The following is an 18,475-nucleotide window of genomic DNA, read 5'->3' on the forward strand; positions in this document are numbered from 1 at the left end:
TATTTATGATGTTGGTTGTGTGTCTTGTGGGACTTTTTGACTAATTTTAAATAAATTTAAAACAAAAACTCATGGCAACATTGCGATTAGGAGATATAGCTCCAGATTTTACTGCAGAAACAACATTAGGAAAAATACATTTTCATGAATGGTTAGGCGATTCTTGGGGCGTTTTATTCTCACATCCTGCTGATTTTACTCCCGTTTGTACTACCGAATTAGGAACGGTGGCTAATTATTATCCAGAATTTGTCAAGCGAAATACCAAAGTCATTGCATTAAGTGTGGATGGACTCGAATCGCACCTAAAATGGATCAAAGACATTGAAGAAGTTCAAAATGTGACTTTACAATATCCTATCATAGCCGATGAAAGTAAAGAAGTCGCTAATTTGTATGACATGATTCATCCCAATGCAAACGATACCTTCACCGTTCGTTCCGTTTTTATAATTGCACCTGATAAAAAAATAAAATTGATACTTACTTATCCTGCGTCGACAGGAAGGAATTTTGACGAAATACTACGTGTAATTGATAGCCTGCAGTTGACATCCCATTATAGTGTAGCTACTCCGGCCAACTGGAAAGATGGTCAAGACGTAGTGATTTCTCCCGCCATAAAAGACGAAGACATTCCTGCTAAATTCCCTAAAGGTTTCGAAAGAATAAAATACTATTTAAGGATGACACCACAACCTAATAAATAGGAATTAATACAAGGCAAAAAAGGGAATTCTACTGGAGTTCCCTTTTTTATGGGCTAGATTTTTTAGGAGCAAAACGATTCCTTTCCAAAACCACTTTCAGTCCTGCTGTACATTACAATCCTCACCCTTTAGCTTCGCAAGGGCTCGGGATTTTCATTTCCATCAGGGCTAGGCAGACCGTTTTTGGTTCTATAATTACTTTACAAACTTTCTAAAGAATAAGTTATATATTTGAGAGTAGGTAAAGCGAAACAAACCTTCGCCAATCTACCCAAATTTTGGGGTATATACGAAGGTTTGTTTCGCTTATATACTAGTTAGTAGCAATAGACTGTCAAGTATTTAAAAATCAACATCTTATAAACTTTTCTAAAAATATTATTAAACTGTAAAAATGAATAAAGACAGAGATACCAATTTTAAAGAACATTCAATTTTCCTTTCAGAAATTGCACAAAATATTTTAGAAGGAAATGATAGAATTCTCTCAATACCGGGTGTTCGTGAAATAATCGCACTTTACTTATTAATTCCTTACGCCACTAACGACCAATTAGACGCAGGAATGCCTTCAAAAATGCCAAAGCTTGATTTGTCAGAGGAATTTATAAATGGTGTTACTGTGAGAAATTTAAGAGATACGATTTGTCATTCTTTTGTCACTGTTGAAGAAAGTAGTAAAGAAAGATTAGGACGCATAATTATAGATGACCGAGCTCAAATGACTAGAAAATCACATAATGAACAAGAAATTAAAAGCCTAGGAACTATTTTAGAAATACCACAAACAAATAAAAAACTAAAAGAATTGCATTCCAAAATAATAAATTCGATAAAATAAAGCCAGCTGCTAACAGCTAGAGTTTCGTTGCGTGCGTAGCACGAACAATGAAACTCCGGTTGAACGGAACCGCTTCCACTTCCGCAACCCTATGCACTTATCGTAAAAAAATTAGAGAGAATATCAAGAGGATTTATGGTCCTCTTTTTTTTAGAGTAGTTTCTGCTTTGTTTTTGAGTGTTTTCGGTCACTTTTGGGCATAAAATCCCTTACCCATAAATTAGTTAATAGAGGAACTTAAACTTTGGCTACCGCCAAGATACCAAGCAGGCGGACCACGCTGATCAAATACTGCTATTCGATGTAAATTCCCTGTTTTGCAACAAGGACATTTGGGTAAAAAAGGTTTCTTTTCTACTTTTTCCAAGACTTTCACTCGAAGTTTCTCCTGTAAAAGCTTTAGCTGTTTACGCTTCCAAGTGCTACTCAAAAAAATCCTCTGGTTCTCGTCTGTGACGAGGACCTACTTAAATAGGTTAAAAATAGTAGCGTTTGCAACGCAGATAACAAAAATAAAATGTTTTTTGAACCACTTATAAAATCGATACGCTATCGTCCTGAAATAAGTTGGCAAAAGAGTAATAAACAAAAAGGATATGAATAAAGTAGGTTTAGTAGGCGGAATTAGTTGGGTTTCGACCATGGATTATTACAAATTCATCAACGAAGGAGTTAATACAAAATTAGGTGGGTTAAACTTTGCGGAATGTATTATCTACTCTTTAAATTTTGGAGACATTCAAGCGGTCAGTTGGGAAAACTCATTTGAAATTTTGCTGAATGCCTGTCAAAGTCTAAAGAAAAATGGGGTTGATAGTATTGTTTTGTGTGCAAATACGGCACATCTTTTTGCAGACAAATTACAAGAGACAATCAATTTACCTATCATTCATATTGGAGCAGAAACAGCAAAAGCGATTAACAAGTGTGGATTTAAAAAAGTGGGGCTTTTGGGAACAAAGTTCACAATGGAAATGGACTTTTATAGAGAAAAACTGGAAGAATTTGGGCTTGAAGTATTGACACCCAAAAAACAAGAAACTAGAGATTATATTCAACAGACAGTCAAAGAAGAATTAGGAGTTGGATTTGTAAATCCAGAAACAAAGAAAAAATACATTTCAATTGTAAATGAATTAGTTGAGGACGGAGCAGAATGCATTATTTTAGGTTGTACTGAGATACCGTTGTTGATAAGTCAAGACGATTTTACTATTCCAATTTTTGACACAACTAAAATACATTCACAAGCTATAGTGGAGTACATTGTGTCAAAGAACTGATTCAATCCGTGAACACAAAGAGTTTGGACAATTAAACTCCGAAAGTGAATTGGAATTGATAATTGCCATGGTTTAAAAATACGCTATCGAATTTTTAATTTTTGAAACGAAAAAACGGAATGAGATTGCTTCGTTCCTCGCAATGACTCAACGGGGTGATCTATCCCGTCTTTTAACGCAAACTGAGAAAACAATACGATTTCACAAAGAAAGTCATAGCGAGGAACGAAGCTACCACACTAAACTATATCGCCAAACAAAATAAAAAGAGGTACCACTGGCTCTCATTTTTTGCTTATACGCTGCTGTTTGTCTGTGACGAGTACCTACTTAAATAAGAATATTATTCCTAGCGGCTGTAAAGCAGACTGAATCTTCTGAGTTGATTGTAATGTACTGATATTTAAATATTTATGCTGTCAGTTAAATGTATTTTTATTTTCAGGGTATCTACTTTTTCACTATTTTTATATCTAATCTTTATTTTTTAACTTTAATAACATCATTATGACAAATATAGATTTAGTTAAGCAAGCATATTCCCATTTTTCTACTGGCAATGTGCCGGGCGTATTAGCCCTATTTGATTCAGCAATGGAATGGCACGAATGCAAGGGTATGCCTTTTGTGAAAGGTGATGGTATTTTTACAGGTCCAGAAGCAATAGTAACTAACGTTTTTATGCATCTGCCCGTTTTCTTTGATGGATTCAATATTGCAGTAAGTGAAATATTTGGAGCAGCTGATAAAGTAGTCATGGTAGGTTATTATCAAGGAACAAATAACGCTACTGGTAATTCATTCAAAGCCAATGCTACGCATGTCTGGACGGTTAGCAACGGAAAACTAAGCCGTTTCTTCCAGGCAGTGGATACAGCAACAATTAATAATTAATTCAATACCCTAACAGATCTATAAAAAGCTCCCAATTGGTGCTATTTTGTCATGGCTATATTTTAGCATTCGTTTGTTATTGGAATCTATTTAATAAGAAGAAAAATCGTAGCGTTTGCAAAGAAATTAAATTGTTTTATTCCAATTCTTAAAATCAGCCTTTTTTATTAGTCAATAATAGCCCCGTAATAATGATACCCATACTTATAATTTGGGTTAAAACAATCGCTTGATTTAGAAAAAAGTAAGCTAATATTCCACTAAAAACAGGGATTAAATAATAAATCAATGCTGTTTTATTGGTTCCTATTAACCGAATGGCTTCATTCCATAAGTAATAGGAAATTAAGGAAGCAAATATCCCAACATACGTTGTAGCATAAATTGTGGTAGCATCAAAAACAACTTTTTTATAATAGAAATGTTCCCATAGATAAAACGGGAACAATAGAACGGTTCCTATAACAAAGACGGTAAATAAAAATACATTTGACGGAATTTCTTTGGGTTTGAGCCGTACCAAAATAGTGTAACTCGCAAAGAAAAAACAAGCAAGTAGCATTAATAAATCACCAATTGTAAAATTTATTTCCAGTAATGCTTGTAAAGATCCTTTGGTTATTAGTACTAAAACACCTGTAATAATGGTTGCAATACCCAGAATCCGTATGGCAGCCACTTTTTCTTTAAAGGCAATTCGGGATAAGACAACAATAAATAACGGAATCGAAATTGCGATCAAAGACAAATTGACTGCCGAGGTGGTTTTGCCAGCGAAGTAAATCAACGTATTGAAAATGGTAATTCCTAAAATAGCTGTTACAACCAGATATCCTTTATTGTGTAGTAAAATAGTTTTGTGTTTTATGGTGCTCTTTAACGCGAAAGGAGCCAAAGCCACACAAGCAATTGTCCATCGCCAAAACGCCAATCCTACAGGTGGAATATGCCCTTTTATACCACTGGCAATAACCATATTTACAGACCAAAGTAAAGTTGCAGTCAAGGCAAATAAAACGCCTTTTGTTTGATTATTCATTTTTTAAGGATGTATTTTATATCAAACAAGATTGTGTATTTTCGCATATTGTAAGAGCATAATTGTTTTGGCATCTTTTATTTGTCCGTTATCAATCATAGCATATGCTTCGTCATAGGACATTTCTAATACATCAATATTTTCTTCTTCATGTGCTACTCCGCCACCATCACTTACTTTCATGGATTCATCATATTCACCTACAAAAAGATATAAAATTTCAGTTACGGCACCAGGAGACATATAGGTTTCCATTACTTTATGAACGGTTGTTAGGCGATAACCCGTTTCTTCTTCAGTTTCTCTAATGATGCATTGTTCTGGATGATCGGCATCCAAAAGTCCGGCACAAACTTCAATCATCATTCCGCTTTGATTTCCGTTAAGGTAAGTAGGTAATCGAAATTGACGAGTTAGGATTACTTTTTTTTCTTTAGAATTATAAAGTAAAATACCGGCACCGTTACCTCGGTCATAGACTTCTCTTTTTTGAGTAATCCAAGAATCATCTTTTTTTTGATAATCAAAAGTGACTCTGTTTAGAATGTACCAGTTGTCGGATAGTAGGTCAGTTTGTTTGATTTTTATTTCAGGGTTTTGCATGTGATGTATATTGATTTTTGAGTGTTAAAATTAAGGATTTCTAGGAGTTAAACTAAGATTTTTAAATGTACTTCCCCAATTATTATTGTTAGTGTCATTTGGAAGACCTGAAGCAGTTAATAATGCATCATGATCAGTACCATCTTTTTTCCAAACCCAAGCACAAACCGAAATTCCACGGGTAGAAAGGATGTCTAAAAAGGATTTTGGATTCATTAGAACGCCAGCATTCATGGGAGCCGTTTCTCCAAAGATAATTGGTATTTTTTTATTTTGTAACTGGCTTAAGCGGGAATTAATTGAATTTGGAGTATCTAAAAGCCATTTTTCGTAGGCATGAATGTCAAATAAAATATTTGATTTGTTGACCAAGAATTCAGTTGCTTTATTTAATAAAACACTCTCGTCTTGGCCTTGTTCGGCACATGGGATTAGGATTATATTTGGATTTCCAGTGTTTCTTATTATCGATGTCAATTCATTCATGTCGTTCATCCATAGCGTATCGGTATATCCATCGCCTCTATCATATTGATACGGTTCGTTCCATACTTCAATCCAAACATCAGGTTGGTACTTAAACTGAACCGCCCATTGTGCTAACTTCGCTTTATAATCATTCCACCAGAAAGTTTGCGTGGGTTTTTTTCCAGTAAATTCAGTTGGACTGTTTCCATCCCAACCAAAAGCACAAAGGATTGTGATTTTACCGTTGATGCGATTGTCATCTACGATACGTTGCAATGAATAGAGGTACGATCCGTTAGTAGATTGTATAGGACCAGCTGTGATTGGAGTTTCTATAACATTTCCAATGAATTCCCTCACTATATCAAGATTCCAACTGTTCATGTCTTGACTGCCTACACTAAATACATGAAAGGCATTGGCTCCAATGAGTTGAATGGATTTACCCTTGTGCATAATTGCTGAACCAGAAATGGAATAATCTAAATTACTCTCATTTGAAACGGGTAAGTCTTCCTTTTTACAAGAAGGAAAAAGCATCAAAAATAGAAAGGGGAGTAGTAATAAAATATTTTTCTTAGGATGGTTCATTAAAATTATAATTTTTACAAATTGAAATTTAGTCAAGTAAAAATACATTTTTTTATAAAAAAAAACGTCCCGATGTATCGGGACGTTAATTAATTTATTTTAGTATCGTTTGCTTTCTGTCTGGTCCTACAGAAACAATTTTAATAGGAACTTCTACTTCTTGTTCGATATATTCGATATACTCTTTTAGTTCGATAGGTAATTCATCATAAGTGGTCATACCCGTCAAATCCGCTTTCCAACCTTTGAATTCTTTGTAAACTGGTGTTACATTTTCTGGTTCAATGTTGTATGGAAAATGAGCAATTTTTTTACCTTTATAATTGTAGTCTGTACATACTTTCAAAGTTTCAAATCCTGAAAGGACATCTCCTTTCATCATCATCAATTGTGTTACACCATTTACTTGAATAGCATATTTTAATGCTACTAAGTCTAACCACCCACAACGTCTTTGTCTTCCTGTTACAGATCCAAATTCATTTCCTACGCGTGCCATAGTAGTACCATCTTCGTCAAAAAGTTCAGTTGGGAATGGTCCGCTACCTACACGTGTTACGTATGCTTTGAAAATTCCAAAAACTTCTTTGATTTTGTTTGGAGCAATTCCTAATCCTGTACATGCACCAGCTGCAGTAGTATTAGAAGAAGTTACAAATGGATACGTTCCAAAATCAACATCTAGCAACGAACCTTGAGCTCCTTCACATAAGATTGATTTACCCGCTTTTTGAGCTTGGTGTAAGTATTCTTCGCTATCAATAAAATCTAATTTTTTTAAATCTTCGATTGATTCAAAAAATTCTTTTTCTAGTTCTTCTAAGTTGTATTGAATGTTTACATCATAAAAGGCAATCATTGCTTCATGCTTGTCAGCTAAAGCTCTATAACGTGCTGCGAAATCTTCTAGTTCAATATCTCCAACACGAATACCGTTTCTACCAGTTTTGTCCATGTAAGTTGGTCCAATTCCTTTAAGAGTAGAACCAATTTTTGCTTTTCCTTTTGAAGCTTCAGAAGCAGCATCCAGTAAACGGTGCGTTGGTAAAATTAAATGTGCTTTTCTTGAAATGATTAATTTCGATTTGATATCCAAATTAAATTTAGCCAAACCATCAATTTCTCCTTTAAAAACAACTGGGTCAATTACAACACCATTACCAATGATATTCATGTTATTACCATGAAAAATTCCAGAAGGAATAGTTCTAAGCACGTGTTTTATTCCGTCAAATTCTAAAGTATGTCCAGCGTTTGGGCCACCTTGAAAACGAGCAATAATATCGTATTTTGAGGTAAGAACGTCAACTATCTTTCCTTTTCCTTCATCTCCCCATTGTAATCCTAGTAATAAATCTACAGTCATTCTAATTATTATTTGTTGTTGAGACCACTTTTATGTCGTCCGTACTGATTAATTTCTGCTATAATATTTTTTAACTTTTTGTTCTTTTTTGTTATTCTTCAACCGCACTATCGGGTTTTGATTTTTTCTTAACACCGTATAAATACAAAGAGTGATTGGTAATTTCAATATCAAATATTTCTTCAATCGTTTTTTTTATGCTTTGTATTCTAGGGTCACAAAACTCAATTACTTCACCAGTATCTGTCATGATGATGTGATCGTGTTGTTTGTCGAAATAGGACTTCTCGTAATGTGCTTGATTTTGACCAAACTGATGTTTACGTACTAGAGCACAGTCTAATAACAATTCAATTGTGTTGTATAAAGTGGCCCTACTCACACGATAGTTTTTGTTTTTCATTTTGATATACAGATTTTCTATATCAAAATGTTCTTCACTTTCGTAAATTTCCTGAAGAATAGAGTAACGTTCAGGTGTTTTTCTATGTCCTTTTTGCTCAAGATACATTGTAAAAACATTTTTTACAATTTCTTGGTTTTTGTTATTATTTGTGGAAATGAGTGTCATATCTGGCAAAGATAATTTTTTATTTTAATAGTTTTCAAGTTTAAATAAGTATAAGGGGATAATTTTGTGAGTTTTGAAACAAAAACAGTTTTTATAAATGCCAATTTTGACAATCTATCCACAACAATATTCTGTTTTTAATACAAAAATTCACAGGTTAATTATTTTTGATATACTCTTGATACTTTGTCAACTCCATCAATTTTTTTAATATTGTCAATCAGTTTTTTCAAGATGGTGATGTTTTGAACAATAACAATAACTTGCCCTTTAAATAAACCAGCATCACCACTAAGGGAGATACTTTGAATGTTTACATTCATGTTGTTTGAGATTACTTTTGTTAATTCGTTAGTAAGTCCCAAAGTATCCATTCCTGTAATATTAAGGATTGCTTTAAACTCTTGCTGTGAAGAATCAATCCATTTGGCTTGCATGATTCGGTAGGCATAATTGGATTGCATAGCGATGGCATTAGGACAATCTTTTTTGTGGACTTTTATTCCTTCATTAATAGTTACAAAACCAAAAACTTGATCTCCTGGAATCGGATTACAACAAGCAGATAGTTTGTAGTCCAGTTTGTCTTGCTCTTTACCGAAAACAAGCATATCATAATTGCTATTCAACATGGGTTTGTGAATATCAACATCTGCAGTACTGCCGGAACGTTTGATTTTATTTTTAAAGAAATTTATTAAAGTATTGCTTTTTTGAGCGGCAAAGTCTTTCAACTGTTGGTTCTCTATGGATCCGATACCTACTCTGTAAAATAAATCCAAACTCGTTTTGAGATGGAAGAAGTTTACTAGTTCATTGACTACACCTTCGTTTAGTGTTACTTTAAGGTGTTTTAGTTTTCTGGTAAGTAGTTCTTTTCCATCTTCAGCAATTTTCTTTGTATTCTCATTTAATACATTTCTAATTTTATTTTTTGCTCTCGAAGTGGTTACATAATCGAGCCAGTTGATAGTAGGTTTCTGGTTTGGAGAGGTTATTATTTCAACCTGATCACCACTTTTCAACTCGTAATTTAAAGGAACTAATTTTCCGTTGACTCTAGTTCCACGGGTTTTGATTCCTATTTCGGAGTGAATACTAAAAGCAAAGTCCAGTGAAGTGGCGCCTTTTGGCAGCGATTTAATATCTCCTTTTGGCGTAAAAATGTAGATTTCTTTGGAGTATAAATTCATTTTGAAATCTTCGACAAAATCTACTGCACTGCTTTCTGAATTTTCTAGTGCTTCTTTTAACAGATTAAGCCAAACATCCAATCCGCTTTCTTCAGTAGCTCCATTTTTGTATTTGTAATGCGCAGCATACCCTTTTTCGGCAATTTCATCCATACGTTCCGAGCGAACTTGAATCTCTACCCAACGTCCTTTGGGTCCCATGACGGTAATATGTAGCGCTTCGTACCCCGTTGATTTAGGAGACGAAATCCAATCTCGTAATCGGCTAGGACTTGGCCTGTAATGATCGGTAACGATTGAATAAATTTTCCAAGCTAGAAATTTTTCATCGTGTGGATTTGATTTATAAACGATGCGAAGGGCAAATTTGTCATAAACTTCATCAAAACTCACGTTTTGCGCTTTCATTTTTCTGCGGATAGAGTAGATGGATTTTGGTCGACCTTTGATAATGTATTCTACTCCTTCAGCATCTAATGCTGTTTTAAGAATATCCGAAATATCCTTGATATAAGCATCTTGCTGTTCTTTGGTTTCTTTTATTTTACTAACAATATCATTGAAAACGGCAGGTTCCGTATATTTTAAACCTAAGTCTTCAAGCTTGGTTTTAATATTATACAATCCCAAACGATGAGCTAGAGGAGCATAGATGTATAAGGTTTCAGAGGCAATTTTAACTTGTTTGTAATTCTCCATTGACTCCATAGTTTGCATGTTATGCAATCTGTCGGCAATTTTTATAAGGATTACACGTACATCATCATTAAGTGTCAATAACATTTTACGAAAATTCTCGGCCTGCATAGACACATTCATGTCTTTTTGAACCAAAGAAATTTTAGTCAACCCTTCGACAAGTTGTGCCACTTTTGGATTGAACATGCGTTCAATATCTTTTACTGTAGTAGGGGTGTCTTCAACAACATCATGCATTAAAGCCGCAGCAATAGAAGTGGCTCCCAAACCTATTTCAGAAGCAACAATTTTTGCAACAGCAATAGGATGAAATATATAAGCTTCACCAGATTTTCTTCGCTGGTCTTTATGCGCTTCTACAGCAACATCAAATGCTTTTCGAATTAGTTTTTTATCTTCGGGAGTTAAGGTTTGGTAACTGATGCGAAGTAATTCTTTATATTCTTGAGCAATTGCTTTATTTTCTTTTTCGATGTCTATTTCTATCATAACGGCATGGTTCAATTCCTAAAAATAACGATAAGTTTGCATATATGCAAGCAATAAATTAATGCGTAAAAAATATATTTTGAGTGTTTTTTTTCTCGGTTTAAAGCCTATTTAGCCTTATAATCGAATGAAATCTAAGTCTTGGAAATCATAGCTAAAATCAGTCAATTCAGATATCGGATTCATTTTGAGTGTAGTAGCTTTTTCTGTTGCGTCATATTTGAAAAAGAGATGGGCATCGGCATGAAAATAAGCATTATTCCATTTTACAACATAGTTCCCTTCTTTATAGAAAAACACTTCTCCTTTTAGTTGTGAAGAACGCTGAGATTCAAAGAATAATCTTCCTTTTTTTTCACTGATGACCACTTCTCCAAACCAATTGTCCTTGTATGTTCCTAGAATTCCTTTATAATCGGGTTTTAAATTGTCTTTTTTATTTTTGGCAACGGCAGCCCAAACTTCATCTGTTACTTTATCGGCAGAGTCTTCATGTTCCTTCATTCGACTACTATACAGCGTTACATAATCTTCTGACTTAATATCTAGGTAACTGTCTTTAATGGTATTGGTTATTGCGCTAAATGCGGCACCCGATTGTTGGTTAGTCAAAACAATGATTCCTAATTGTAACTCCGGAATATAAGTAGTTTGAGTAACTATTCCTTCTAATCCTCCAGTGTGTGTCACTTGTTTGTATCCTTTTACATCACTTAAAAACCAACCTAATCCATAACCGTTAAAATGAGTATTGTAAGGCGCTCTTGTTTTGGTTGGAATAATCGTTTGCAATTGCCACATTTCATCGTGTTCTTTTTCGGAGAACAATTGTTTATTTTCGGGACCGTATTTTCCATTATTCATTTGCATAATGGCCCATTTACTTAAATCATTTACACTAGAATAAATTCCAGCTGCAGCATCGAATAATTGGTTTTGGTATCTTTTAATGACTTTCAACTTTCCATTTATAGGAACATGAGGAGCAATAATATTTGTAGTGTCTTTTAAACGAACATAGGAAGCTGCGCTATTGTTCATTTCCAATGGCTTCATGATGCGCTCTTCAATAAAATCGCACCAACTTTTACCACTAACTACATGAATTACTTCTCCTGCAACGATGTATAACAGATTGTCATAATCATATTTAGTTCTAAATGGAGAAACGGGTTTTAAATACTGAAGGTTCACGATTATATCTTGAGCAGTAAAATTACTACCGTCAGGCCAAATCATTAAATCTCCTGCACCCAAACCTAAACCACTTCTATGGGTTAATAAGTCTCGAATGGTAAATTCTTGGGTTACATAATCATTGTACATCCTGAAATTGGGAAGGTATTTGATGACTTTATCATCCCATTTTATTTTTCCTTCATCAACTAAAATAGCTAAAGAGGCACTTGTAAAGGCTTTACTGTTTGAAGCAATTCCAAAAAGCGTATTTGCATCCACTTTTTCTTGGGTTGCTATAGATTTCACACCATACCCTTTGGCTAAAACTATTTTTCCATCTTTGATGATTGCTACAGCAATTCCAGGAACATTAAAAGCAGTTAAAGTACGATTGACTAATTGATCCACTTCTGGTGCTGTAATTTGTGCAAATGAGAATGTAGTTGCAATTAATGTAATGGCTACAAATAGATATTTTTTCATGCTAATGGGTATTAAAAATGATTTTTGTTTTTAAGGTCTAACCTAAAACCCTCTTTGTCTTTTGGCTTCAAAAATTAAAATCGCGGCAGCTACAGAAACGTTCATACTGTCAATTTCTCCTTGCATGGGAATGATGATGTTTTGAGTGGCTGCATCGCGCCATTCTTGGGTCAAGCCGGTAGCTTCTGTACCTACAACCAAAGCAGTTGGGGTAGTGTAGTCTTGGGTATGATAGGAAGTCGAGTTTTGTAAGGTGGCGCAATAGAAATTAATGTTTCTTTCTTTCAAAAAAGAAATAATTTCGGCAGTTGTTCCAGTCGCAATTTGGTTGGTAAATAAACAACCTACACTGGAGCGAACAATATTTGGGTTGTATAAATCGCTTTTTGGATTGGCAATAATAACAGCATCAAGATTAGCAGCATCGGCAGTGCGCAATAATGCACCAATATTTCCTGGTTTTTCAGGTGCTTCGGCAACTAGTATTAATGGGTTTTCTGATAACTTCAAATCAGTCAATTGCATCGATTTTGTTTTGGCTACAGCCAAAATCCCTTCGGTAGTATCGCGATACGCCAGTTTTTGGAAAACTTCTTTATTAATTTCTATTAATTCGGTATTTGGCGCTAATTTTTTGGCCTCATTTTCAGAACAAATTTCAGGATAAAATAAAACCGTTTCTAATTCATATCCTCCTTTTTGCGCTAATGAAATCTCCCGTTTTCCTTCCATTAAAAACGTACCGCTTTGCTTGCGATTCTTCGCTTTTTCTTGTAATAATACCAAAGATTTTATGAATGGATTTTGAATAGAAGTGATTTGTTTCAAGAGACTCTAAAATTTAATTATTATATAGGAAACAAATATACACAGAGAAAATGCAGAATTATAAATTTAAAATAGAATATTTAGCAATCTAAAAGGATAAAGTGGATTTAAGTTTTTAATTACCATTTTTCACCACTAATTTTAATTAATTTTGTCCCAATTGTTTTTTTGAGCAATTGCATTTCTTCAATTTAAAATCCAAAAGATTTCATGTTTCATTTATTAGATATTATAGGAACCTTGGCTTTTGCTATGTCAGGAGCATTAACGGCCATGAGTAAAAAAATGGATGCTTTTGGCGTCTTTATTATTGCTTTTGTAACTGCTGTTGGAGGAGGAACTTTACGTGATGTCTTGATTGGGAGAACACCTGTGGGATGGATGGTCGATTTAGAGTACGTTTATATCATTGTTCTTGCTTTTGTTTTAGCTATCGTTTTCAGAAAGAAATTTGATCGATTACGAACGTCCTTGTTTTTATTTGATACAATTGGGCTAGGTGTTTTTACTTTAATTGGTCTCGAAAAAGGAATCGGTATTGGTTTGCACCCTTTGATATGTATAGCTTTAGGTACAATGACGGCTTGTTTTGGTGGAGTTATTCGGGATATTTTATGTACCGAAATACCAGTAATTTTCAGAAAAGAAATTTATGCTACTATTTGTATTCTTGGAGGAGTCGTCTTTTTTATCCTGAAAAAATTTAATCTTAATGATGATTTTTTATATCTAATAACTTCGCTGGTCATTATTTCGGTGCGATTGATGGCGGTTAAATTCAAATGGTATTTGCCTACTTTTGAAAGTAAATAAAAAATTAGTTACTTTCACGAAGTTTAAAAATTAATTGTGATTAAATACACCGTCAAACAATACCTAGAAAGTGATTATGGTAATTGGAATAGTTTTATTGGTCAAGCCAAAAATGCTACTTTCCTTTTTCATCGTGATTTTATGGACTATCATAAAGAGCGATTTCAAGATAATTCTTTAGTAATTTTGAATGGTGATACTTGGGTAGCCGTTCTTCCTGCCAATAGCGTTGGTAATGTGGTTCATTCTCATCAAGGATTGACTTATGGAGGATTAGTATATACTGAAAAAACGATCTTAGCTTCGGTTATTGCTATTTTTAAGAGTGTTTTGGCTTTTTTAAATGAAAATAAAATCGAAAAATTAATTTTAAAAACAACGCCTTCCATTTACCATAAAAAACCAGCCGAGGAATTGCTTTATGCTTTGTTTTTGGCTGATGCCAAATTAATTCGGAGAGATACCTTATCCGTAATTGATTTAAAAAAGGAATTTTCTTTTTCGAAAATTAGAAAAAGAGGGATTCAAAAAGGGATAAAGTTGGGATTAGAGATTAAAGAAGAAACGGATTTCGAATCTTTTTGGACCGAAATATTGATTCCTAATCTAGCAAATCGTCATAATGCAAAACCAGTCCATTCCTTAGAAGAAATAGTGCGATTAAAAAAAGATTTTCCTACTAATATTAGACAGTTCAATGTGTGTTATCAAGGAAAAATAGTGGCTGGGACTACTGTTTTTGAAACAGAAACAGTGGTGCATTGTCAATACATATCCAAATTTGAAAAAGACGAAAACCTAGGGAGTTTGGATTTTTTATATGATTATTTAATTCATAAAGTATTTGCTGAAAAACGATTTTTTGATTTTGGAGTTTCGAATGAAGCCCAAGGGAAAAAACTCAATGAAGGGTTATCTTACTGGAAAGAAAGTTTTGGTGCCAGCACGATAGTTCATGATTTCTATGAAGTGGATACAATTAATTATTCCAAATTGGAGAACATATTAGTATAAAACCTTTTTTAATCAATACAATTTCGGCAATTTTAAACCTTAAACCTTAAACCTTTTTAAATGATACCATTTCTGGATTTAAAAAAAATCAATGCACAATATGAAACTGCTTTTCAAGATAAATTGAAATCGGTTTTAGATAGTAGTTGGTATATTTTAGGAAATGAAGTAAAGGAATTTGAGACTAATTTTGCCCAGTTTTGTAAATCAGAATATTGCATAGGAGTAGGTAATGGATTTGACGCATTGGTATTAATTTTCAAAGGATACATTCAGCTGGGTAAATTGCAAAAAGGAGACGAAGTTATTGTGCCCGCGAATACTTATATAGCAAGTATTTTGGCGATTCTAGAAGCCGATTTAGTTCCAGTTTTAGTCGAGCCAAAGTTGGAAACCTACAATCTTAATCCTGACTTGATTGAAGAAAAAATCACTTCAAAAACCAGAGCCATTCTAGCTGTTCATTTATATGGGCAACTAGCAGAAATGAATCAGATAAATGAAGTCGCTTTTGCTAATGATTTATTGGTAATTGAAGATGCTGCTCAGTCTCATGGTGCTTTTTTTGAGGTCGAAAGTCAAAAGTCGAAATTCGAAAGCGGGAATACCCAAGCGTACAGTTTTTACCCAGGGAAAAATCTAGGCGCTTTGGGAGATGGAGGGGCGGTAGTTACTAATGACGAAGAACTGGCAAAAGTAGTTTCAACACTTAGAAACTATGGTTCTGAAACTAAATATTATACTGATTATATAGGAGTAAATTCAAGATTGGATGAATTACAAGCCGCTTTTTTGAATGTGAAATTACCGCATTTAGATGCTGAGAATGATAAGCGAAGAGCAATTGCCAAACGCTATTTATCAGAAATTAAAAACGATAAAGTTGTGCTTCCATTTTGGGATTTGTCTACTAATCATGTTTTTCATTTGTTTGTTATTCGAACAAAAAATAGAGCCGAATTGCAAGCTTATTTATTGAAAAACAGAATAGAAACCGTAATTCATTATCCTATTCCAGCACACAAACAAAAAGCTTTGAAAAACTGGAATGAATGGTCATTTCCTATTACGGAGAAAATTCACAATGAGGTTTTGAGTTTGCCTTTAAATCCTGCTTTAACAATGGAAGAAATTGATTTTGTTATTGCAACTCTAAATAACTATTAGAGATGACAGACCAAAAATCCTCCTATCTCCAAATTTTAAAAACGACCTCGCTTTTTGGTGGTGTACAGTTTTTAAATATTATCATTTCGATAATTCGTACTAAGCTGATAGCTGTTTTTATTGGTCCAGGAGGAATGGGAATTATTGCATTGCTAAATTCAGCTTTAAACACAATAAATGGTGCTACTAGTTTAGGAATTGAAACGAGCGCGGTCAAACACATTTCTGGAGATTATAAAGAGAATGACTTAAAAAGTGTTTCAAGAATTGTGACAATTGTTAGAAAATTGGTTTTGATTACGGGAATATTTGGAACGTTATTAACTGTGGTTTTTTCTTCTTGGTTGAGCACACTTACTTTTGGGAATACCCACTATGCGACTGCTTTTATTTTTATTTCCATTACAGTTTTGTTCAGGCAACTTAGCTCGGGTCAATTAGTAGTTTTGCAAGGATTGAGAAAAATGCGTCTTTTAGCCAAAGCCAATTTTTATGGCAATTTATTGGGGTTGTTGGTCTCAATTCCGTTGTATTATTGTTATCGAATTGACGCTATAATACCCACAATCATAGTGGTGTCTTTATCAGCTTTAGTGTTTTCATTTTACTTTTCGAACCAATTGGGAATACAAAAGGAAGTGATAAATACCAAGCAAGTAATTAGCGAAGGAAAAAATGTTGTTAAATTAGGAATTCTATTAACCATAAGTGGATTACTCACTTTAGTGACAACTTATTTAATTCAAATTTATATTGGGAAAACAGGCGGATTAGAGGAAGTAGGATTTTACAATGCAGGTTTTACGTTACTAAACTCCTATGTTGGGATTATTTTTACAGTCATGAGCACCGATTATTTTCCAAGACTATCTGCCATAAGTGAGGATAACGAGAAAGTAAGAGAAAGCGTAATGCAGCAATCTTATATTTCGATTTTAATAATAACGCCAATCATTATTTTGTTCCTCACCTTTGTTCCTTTGATTGTAAAAGTGATTTATACCGAATCATTTAATTTGATAATTCCGATGGTTTGTTTTGGAATAATAGGGATGCTTTTTAGAGCGGTTTCTTGGTCTATGGGATTTGTTTTAATTGCAAAAGGAGATTCCAAAATGTTTTTGCGAACAGCTATTGGTTTTAATGTTATATCTTTGTTATTGAATATTTTAGGTTATACGTACTATGGATTGGAAGGACTTGGTTTCAGCTTTTTAATCTATTATATCATTCATTTTGTAGGATTAAAAATCATTTCCAAAAAAAGGTATGGGCTGTATTTTGAAAAAGATTTTTACCTTACTTATCTCGTTTGTATTTTTCTATGCGGTATTACTTTTTTATTGAGATATATACCAAATCCGATTGTAAAATACAGTTTAATGTTTATCATGATTTTGGTTTCCGTTAGTTATGTGTTGTTTCACATCAATAAAAAAATGGAGTTGAAATCCGTTTTTAATGCTTTAATCAAGAAAAAAAATGGCTGATATTATTAAAAATCAATATGATAAATTGCGATTGTTTTTTTACAAAATACGATTTTACTATTCCGTAAATTGGACAAAAACACTCTATTTTAATTTTAAAAAATTCCCTTTTGCAACAGCAAAAAAGTTACCTGTATTTTTTTATGGAAAAGTAAAACTTACTTTGATTACTGGCGAAATTGAAATTGCGGCACCCATACAAAGAGGGATGATTGGTTTTGGTCAAGATTATGAAATGAATACAGTGGCTAGCGGAATCGCAGAAATTAATATCACTGGTAAATTAGTTTTTAAAGGGCAGGTACAATTTGGTAAGGACTATTTCATTTATGTGGGTAAGGATGGGTATTGTGAATTAGGGCATATGGCTTCTTTGGGTTCGAATTCAAAATTAACCTGTATAGAAAAAGTGGTTTTAGGTGATTATGCTCGTTTTGGACCAGAATCTCAGATTATTGATACTAATTTTCATCAAATGATTGACACAAGTACAGGTGAGCGCTACAAAATCACTAATGCCATTCATATTGGGAATTATAATTATGTTGGCGGTAGAGTTTCGGTTATGGCGGGGACACACACACCGGATTATTGTACAATAGCTTCTAATAGTTTGTGCAATAAGGACTATTCACAACTCGAGCAAAATTGTTTATTGGCAGGAATGCCTGCTAAATTGATTAGGACAAATATATCAAGAGATTGGGAAGGGGAACGAAAGGTTTTAGATGCATTTTTAACCGTTCAGTAATAC

17 protein-coding genes are annotated in these 18,475 nt (G+C 33.7%); 9 read left to right on the plus strand and 8 right to left on the minus strand.

Annotated features, from left to right (window positions below):
• Window positions 1–71: 71 nt before the first annotated feature.
• From AB3G39_RS06320 to AB3G39_RS06335, 4 genes are all read left to right on the plus strand, one after another.
• Window positions 72–710: a peroxiredoxin gene (locus AB3G39_RS06320; protein WP_367771601.1), complete on the plus strand. Its 639-nt coding sequence runs from the start codon at window positions 72–74 to the stop codon at window positions 708–710.
• 394 nt (window positions 711–1,104) lie between these two features.
• A complete protein-coding gene (locus tag AB3G39_RS06325) occupies window positions 1,105–1,551 on the plus strand; it encodes a hypothetical protein (RefSeq protein WP_369769759.1) in 447 nt (148 codons plus the stop codon).
• Between the two features lie 596 nt (window positions 1,552–2,147).
• The gene (locus AB3G39_RS06330) at window positions 2,148–2,834 is read left to right on the plus strand and encodes an aspartate/glutamate racemase family protein (RefSeq protein ID WP_369769760.1); all 687 of its coding nucleotides are present in this window, start codon (window positions 2,148–2,150) and stop codon (window positions 2,832–2,834) included.
• 507 nt (window positions 2,835–3,341) lie between these two features.
• A complete protein-coding gene (locus tag AB3G39_RS06335; protein ID WP_369769761.1) occupies window positions 3,342–3,728 on the plus strand; it encodes a nuclear transport factor 2 family protein in 387 nt (128 codons plus the stop codon).
• Window positions 3,729–3,882: 154 nt separating this feature from the next.
• Here AB3G39_RS06335 and AB3G39_RS06340 read toward each other — a convergent pair whose 3' ends face one another.
• From AB3G39_RS06340 to AB3G39_RS06375, 8 genes are all read right to left on the minus strand, one after another.
• The gene (locus tag AB3G39_RS06340; protein WP_369769762.1) at window positions 3,883–4,767 is read right to left on the minus strand and encodes a DMT family transporter; all 885 of its coding nucleotides are present in this window, start codon (window positions 4,765–4,767) and stop codon (window positions 3,883–3,885) included.
• 21 nt (window positions 4,768–4,788) lie between these two features.
• On the minus strand, window positions 4,789–5,370 hold the full coding sequence (locus AB3G39_RS06345; protein WP_367771583.1) for an NUDIX domain-containing protein: 582 nt from the start codon (window positions 5,368–5,370) through the stop codon (window positions 4,789–4,791).
• 30 nt (window positions 5,371–5,400) lie between these two features.
• On the minus strand, window positions 5,401–6,429 hold the full coding sequence (locus AB3G39_RS06350) for a cellulase family glycosylhydrolase (RefSeq protein ID WP_369769763.1): 1,029 nt from the start codon (window positions 6,427–6,429) through the stop codon (window positions 5,401–5,403).
• 94 nt (window positions 6,430–6,523) lie between these two features.
• Window positions 6,524–7,795 (minus strand): adenylosuccinate synthase, encoded by a 1,272-nt coding sequence (locus tag AB3G39_RS06355; RefSeq protein WP_369769764.1) that lies wholly within the window; start codon window positions 7,793–7,795, stop codon window positions 6,524–6,526.
• Window positions 7,796–7,886: 91 nt separating this feature from the next.
• Window positions 7,887–8,366 (minus strand): Fur family transcriptional regulator, encoded by a 480-nt coding sequence (locus tag AB3G39_RS06360; protein ID WP_367771579.1) that lies wholly within the window; start codon window positions 8,364–8,366, stop codon window positions 7,887–7,889.
• A gap of 161 nt (window positions 8,367–8,527) precedes the next feature.
• Window positions 8,528–10,747 (minus strand): bifunctional (p)ppGpp synthetase/guanosine-3',5'-bis(diphosphate) 3'-pyrophosphohydrolase, encoded by a 2,220-nt coding sequence (locus AB3G39_RS06365; protein ID WP_367754694.1) that lies wholly within the window; start codon window positions 10,745–10,747, stop codon window positions 8,528–8,530.
• A 117-nt stretch (window positions 10,748–10,864) separates the two neighbouring features.
• Window positions 10,865–12,409: a serine hydrolase gene (locus tag AB3G39_RS06370; protein ID WP_369769765.1), complete on the minus strand. Its 1,545-nt coding sequence runs from the start codon at window positions 12,407–12,409 to the stop codon at window positions 10,865–10,867.
• A gap of 42 nt (window positions 12,410–12,451) precedes the next feature.
• On the minus strand, window positions 12,452–13,237 hold the full coding sequence (locus AB3G39_RS06375; RefSeq protein WP_367771571.1) for a TrmH family RNA methyltransferase: 786 nt from the start codon (window positions 13,235–13,237) through the stop codon (window positions 12,452–12,454).
• Between the two features lie 210 nt (window positions 13,238–13,447).
• Between AB3G39_RS06375 and AB3G39_RS06380 the strand changes: the two genes are divergently transcribed.
• The 5 genes from AB3G39_RS06380 to AB3G39_RS06400 are packed head-to-tail and all read left to right on the plus strand — an operon-like array spanning window position 13,448 to window position 18,472.
• A complete protein-coding gene (locus AB3G39_RS06380; RefSeq protein ID WP_367771568.1) occupies window positions 13,448–14,050 on the plus strand; it encodes a trimeric intracellular cation channel family protein in 603 nt (200 codons plus the stop codon).
• A gap of 36 nt (window positions 14,051–14,086) precedes the next feature.
• On the plus strand, window positions 14,087–15,064 hold the full coding sequence (locus tag AB3G39_RS06385) for a GNAT family N-acetyltransferase (protein WP_369769766.1): 978 nt from the start codon (window positions 14,087–14,089) through the stop codon (window positions 15,062–15,064).
• A gap of 60 nt (window positions 15,065–15,124) precedes the next feature.
• On the plus strand, window positions 15,125–16,231 hold the full coding sequence (locus tag AB3G39_RS06390) for a DegT/DnrJ/EryC1/StrS family aminotransferase (protein WP_369769767.1): 1,107 nt from the start codon (window positions 15,125–15,127) through the stop codon (window positions 16,229–16,231).
• Window positions 16,232–16,233: 2 nt separating this feature from the next.
• Window positions 16,234–17,721: an oligosaccharide flippase family protein gene (locus AB3G39_RS06395; protein WP_369764597.1), complete on the plus strand. Its 1,488-nt coding sequence runs from the start codon at window positions 16,234–16,236 to the stop codon at window positions 17,719–17,721.
• The gene (locus tag AB3G39_RS06400) at window positions 17,714–18,472 is read left to right on the plus strand and encodes a transferase (protein WP_369769768.1); all 759 of its coding nucleotides are present in this window, start codon (window positions 17,714–17,716) and stop codon (window positions 18,470–18,472) included. The genes AB3G39_RS06395 and AB3G39_RS06400 overlap by 8 nt, the downstream gene beginning before the upstream one ends.
• The last annotated feature ends 3 nt before the right edge of the window (window positions 18,473–18,475 follow it).

The sequence above is a fragment of the Flavobacterium sp. WC2416 genome (assembly GCF_041200095.1).
Lineage (GTDB): Bacteria > Bacteroidota > Bacteroidia > Flavobacteriales > Flavobacteriaceae > Flavobacterium.